The sequence below is a fragment of the Gracilimonas sp. genome, from assembly GCF_035704785.1.
Taxonomy (GTDB): Bacteria; Bacteroidota; Rhodothermia; order Balneolales; family Balneolaceae; genus Gracilimonas.
Window position 1 is genome coordinate 1 of sequence record NZ_DASSWP010000210.1, and the last position, 4943, is coordinate 4943.

Consider the following 4943-nt stretch of genomic DNA (forward strand, 5'->3'; position numbering starts at 1 on the left):
TGCCGGCTGGTGGAAAAACACGAGGTAATTTTTGCGCTGACTCATAATTATACCGGCTATCCAATGGTGAAAGAAGCCCGGCATATGGTTCAAAACGGAAAGCTGGGATCGCTTCGAAAGATTGTCGTTGAATACCCGCAGGGCTGGCTGGCTGAACCCGTGGAAGAGCAGGGAAATAAACAGGCGGAGTGGCGGACTGATCCCAAAAAAGCCGGTGTTTCGGCAGCTATTGCCGATATAGGAACCCATGCAGAAAACCTTGTGGAATATATTACAGGCCTGCAGATAGAAAAACTCTTTGCGGATACTACCTCTTTTGTAGAAGGGAGGACCCTTGAAGATGATGCCAACATGCTGATTCACTACGAAGGTGGAGTTCGGGGAATCCTGTATGCGTCGCAGGTATCGGTTGGGGAAGAAAATCCTTTGAACATCAGAGTCTATGGTACGGAAGCCTCACTGGAATGGGATCAGGAATCACCCAATTATTTAAGGGTGAAATATCCTGACAAGCCGGAGGAGATCCATAAGCGGGGCAACTCCTATTTATCTGATGCAGCAGGTTTTAATATTCGCATTCCGCCGGGACATCCCGAAGGATTTTTAGAGGCTTTTGCCAATATCTATAAAAATGTGGCACTCACTTTACAGGCAAAGAAAAATGGAAAAGAGCCGGACGAATTAGCCACAGATTTCCCTACGGTACAAGACGGTCTGATGGGAGTGAAATTCATTCACAAGGCAATAGAAAGTGGCAAAAAGAACCGCTGGGTTGATATGGTTCAGTAACAGCGGTGCGTACATCGGCTCGCTGAGCCGATGTGACTCATTCCCCACCTCCCGGTTGGGAATGATAAAAAGCTGAATTCAACCCCAAGAGTCGTCATCCTGAGCGCGAAGTTGTTGAATGTAAGTTTGGGAGTTATCCCGCGAAGGATCTCAAACCAAGACTTAGCAGGTAATTCAAACATTGAGATCCCTCGTGTTCAGTGGCTTTGCCCTTAGCCAATTAGCACGCACTCGCGGGATGACAATTTGTTTAAACTTCTTCTATTCAACAATCACCAATTGCAGTTCGCAGTTCATTGATCGAATCAACGCTCTTTTTTTAAGGCCGGTTATACCTTATTTTAGGCTCTCTGAGCCGATTTATTATATATCCGTTTCTTCAGAAGGATGCGGTCCGCGATGCACATGCGAATCAAATGCGTTATCATGGTGTACATAATGAGTCTCATAATCATCCCTGAGATCTTTAACACCTAATACTCCTCCTAAGGAAGCGGCAAACAATCCAAGTATGAGGGCGATAGACATATAAACGGCTGCTTTAGCTCCTGCTTCAGCGGCTTTTTCTCCCTTTTCTATTGCCGTCTCTTTTGCCCTGGCAAGGAATTCATCTACATCCTTACGCAATGATTCATAATCAGCCAGAACATTGGCGACAGCACTATCAGCTTCACTCCGGGACATGTCTGTACGTTCAACCAGTATACTAACAAGTTTCTCCTTGTCTACCTCTTTGAATGTCTGATTTAATCTGTCCTTGGCATCTCTGAAAGCCTGCTCAACATCACCATCCCTGATTTCTTGAGAGGCATTATCCTGCATTTCCTCGGGATTACCGCCTGCATCTCTCATCAGAGAATAAAATTGTTCTTTAGCACCTTCCAGTGATAGGTCAAGATCTTCAACCTGCTTTTCAATCACCGGTGCAAGTGCATCGCCTGCAGCCTGTCCCGTTGTGGAAATTATACCGCCAACCGCACTTCCAACACCCGATATAACGGTGCCGACCGCCGTTGTTAATATCCAAGCTGAGATAAGTGCATACAGACCCCAGGTCATGATTCCCTGTACTACACCACTGATATTAGTAAGGGAAACACCCACCCGAGCAGCGACAAATCCACCGGCAAAGAGCGCTATTAAATTGCTAACGACCCACCATATCACGGCCCCGGTTCCAATTCCACTCAACGGATTGTTTTCCTCAGAGGGCTCGATGGTACCCAGTCCTATAGCGAGTCCTATTAAATTGAGTATCAGCAGAATTGACAATACCGTCAATGTACCTGCAAAGATGGCTCTCCAGGATACTCCCTTTTTTGGTTCATGGGTATAGGGATTAATTTCATTTGTGTTATCCATAGTAGCCTTTGGATTATTTTACTGAATATTAATTGCCCTTTTAGGACATGTTTAAAAAACATATTTATTTCAGTCACAATATCCGTTATATATTTTTTGGCTGATGTTTATATAAATCTGAGGAGGGGGGATTGAGAGTTGATAAAGTGATAATCACCCTATCAACTTTCAACTCTCAACTAACTAATTTATATCCTGCTGCAGCCCCAAATCCGAAAATAATATGAGCCACTATAAGATGGATATAGTATTCTTTTAATTCTATGGATGGGGGTTTTGGATGGAGTAAAAACACAAGATGCCATCCGGCTACACCTAACATGCCACAAAACAGGCCTAATATAGAGCCACTAAGAAGGGATGGGGTAATAGAGGCCATCTTCCAAAAAAAATGGAAGCCGATTACAAAAATAAAGCCAACGGCATAATGTAAGATCCATCCCGGAAGGATGGGCTTACTTTTAAACTCGAAAAGGGGGAGATCGAATAATAATTGATTAAGTAAGACCGGTTCCCTGAAATTTCTGTTTGCTTTTCTTGATAGAAAATAGCTGAATAAAGTCATCAGGGATGTTCCGGTCAACGTTCCAAAAAGGATAAAAGCAACAGCCATAGATTCATCATTGGTAAATTATAGTTGAAGTGGAACCAAGGGGATGCGAACGAGTGTAAAAAAAGATATTCTTTATCCTCGTTGCTAAGCTCCGGCTTAGCAATGCAGTCCTGGAAGCTCCAGCTTCCCGTGCCTTCTTAATGCTTCAATCCGTCATCTTCTAACGCTCCTTTTTCTAAGGCCGGCTATAGATCATTTCTGACAGTGTTGTTGGGAACGAGTGTAGTTGAATAAAAAAGATACCCTTGCATTTCTTGATTTATAGATCTTGAAATGAAGGATATCTGTCGTCTTTGTAACAAAATAACTTGGTCTCTCTGTAAAATAGATTAAAGTCTACTTGTAGAGAGAAAAAGTATTTATTTAGCCATAGCGTGTCGCCGGTTCTTGTATCCATAATGGCTGTATACAGAATCCATGAACTGGTTATCGGCGGTCATTGGCCAGTTGTCTTTGTCAAAGCTGGGAGCATGTTCCAGTTTCTCTTTGTTGACATCCAGCCGTATCGTATCATCATTATCTGAAAACTGAAGGGCTTCCATTGGGATGGCAAATAACTTGTTGCCAATCCCCATAAAACCTCCGAATGACAACACAGCATATGCAATTTCTGCATTGTTCAGATCGATCATTAAGTCTTTGATTTCGCCTATATTTTCATCATTTAGATTGTGGACATTCTGTCCGGTAATGGTGGATGAGGATAAAATTCTTGATTTCATAGTTCTATTATTTTTTGATTAGTAGTAATTTTTGTGACTTATATGTTGTTGTTTTACAACAATCTTGTTTAGTATTTTTAAATCAGCTTCCTACTGCTCTGTTGTTGAACGGGATATTCAATCTGAACCTTCAACTTTCACAATCTTATTATATACGCCCATCAATAATATTGGAGCGGCCCACTGACCCACAAACAGTGCGAGGTCATTTTTTTGTAACATCTTAAGGGTTAATGAAACGGTCATCACAGTAAAAGCTGACCACAAAAAGGCGTCTGAGGGTATTTCTGCAGTGTAATTTTCTATCTCTTTAGCCATTTTCCCTTCTTTTTTATCGTTTGTCATAGTCGTTGTTTCCATGGTCTTGATTCTCTTTTTTTTAGGTTTTTTTGATAAGCATATATAATAAAAGTCTGCTCTTGGTCACTTCTTGTGGACATGGCAAAAAATTATTCAATTCAGGGGCTATATCCGTTACAGGTTGTCGGCTGATATTTATATAAGTCTCAGAATGGTCAAAATTTGGATGAATATCTGAACATCGAACAAGGAACATCGAATAATGAATGCAGAACGGTTGGAATCCATCATTTCGGCCCCGACGGATGTTTTTACCTCGTTCCCAACGTCCTACTTGGGAATGCAATCATGGACCTTCCGGTCCGAAAAGCTTGCAATGAATTCCATCTCTACTTTTCTTTCTCGTTGCTAAGCTCTCCCCCCGAATTGGTCGGGGGGACAATGCATTCCAGGAAGCTCCGGCTCCCCGTGCCTTAATAATGATCTGTTACCCGTAATCGTCTTCCTGTTTCTTTTGTGCCGACAAAAGAAACATCCCGATAATCGGGACCGGCTGCGAAAAAAGAGCTAAAGCTGGGCGGAACATCGAACAAGGATCATCGAATGTTGAATTTAGAACGGTTGGAATCCATCATTTCGGCTCCGACGGATGTTTTTTTGTAATGGCCTCGAACCCTCAATCGTCGGGGGCGGGGTGATGGATGGAGAACATGCAACAAAATGAAAAATGCAGTACGTGCTATCTCCACTTGCAATAATGGTTTAAGGTGTTATATTGGTGGGTAAACCGGGGATTATACGAATACTTAAAGTGAAGGCTTGTTCGGATAAGATTATGGTACGGGCAATTCCACCATCTTGCAATTTGATTATGAAAATTACAGAAAAACAAACTCATCAAGCTTATAATATCTCCAAAGCTGTCTATTTGGGAGAAATATCATTCCAAGATGGACGTAGTCAGCTTGCGGATAAACACTCAATGAATCCTAACTCTGCCGCAGATTTCATAAACAATTTTAAGTGCATGATGGATGGCAAAAGATTTACGAGAACTCTCAATGCATATTCAACGAAATATTTTTTAGAAAATATTAAACTTGATTTCGGAACTGAGTCACTAATAAATGCTCTAACTTCACTAAAGCTCCATATTG

General features: G+C 41.9%; 7 protein-coding genes. 2 read left to right on the forward strand and 5 right to left on the reverse strand.

What is annotated here, in order from left to right; translation table 11 throughout:
- On the forward strand, positions 1 to 789 hold a 789-nt coding region (locus VFM80_RS12120; RefSeq protein ID WP_395072092.1), incomplete at its 5' end, for a Gfo/Idh/MocA family protein.
- Here the strand turns inward: VFM80_RS12120 and VFM80_RS12125 are convergent.
- The 5 genes from VFM80_RS12125 to VFM80_RS12145 all read right to left on the reverse strand — a co-directional run bounded on the left by VFM80_RS12125 (position 783) and on the right by VFM80_RS12145 (position 3831).
- Complete coding sequence (locus VFM80_RS12125; RefSeq protein ID WP_395072093.1) at positions 783 to 971, reverse strand: hypothetical protein; 189 nt, start codon at positions 969 to 971, stop codon at positions 783 to 785. The genes VFM80_RS12120 and VFM80_RS12125 overlap by 7 nt on opposite strands.
- A gap of 181 nt (positions 972 to 1152) precedes the next feature.
- Positions 1153 to 2151 carry a YrzE family protein gene (locus tag VFM80_RS12130; protein WP_395072094.1) on the reverse strand — a complete coding sequence of 333 codons (999 nt, stop codon included), beginning with the start codon at positions 2149 to 2151 and terminating at the stop codon, positions 1153 to 1155.
- A gap of 175 nt (positions 2152 to 2326) precedes the next feature.
- Positions 2327 to 2764 (reverse strand): hypothetical protein, encoded by a 438-nt coding sequence (locus tag VFM80_RS12135; RefSeq protein ID WP_395072095.1) that lies wholly within the window; start codon positions 2762 to 2764, stop codon positions 2327 to 2329.
- A 359-nt stretch (positions 2765 to 3123) separates the two neighbouring features.
- Complete coding sequence (locus VFM80_RS12140; protein WP_395072096.1) at positions 3124 to 3486, reverse strand: PRC-barrel domain-containing protein; 363 nt, start codon at positions 3484 to 3486, stop codon at positions 3124 to 3126.
- Positions 3487 to 3603: 117 nt separating this feature from the next.
- Entirely contained in the window at positions 3604 to 3831 is a 228-nt protein-coding gene (locus tag VFM80_RS12145; RefSeq protein WP_395072097.1) for a hypothetical protein, read from the reverse strand.
- Between the two features lie 826 nt (positions 3832 to 4657).
- Here VFM80_RS12145 and VFM80_RS12150 point away from each other — a divergent pair.
- On the forward strand, positions 4658 to 4943 hold a 286-nt coding region (locus VFM80_RS12150), incomplete at its 3' end, for a hypothetical protein (RefSeq protein WP_395072098.1).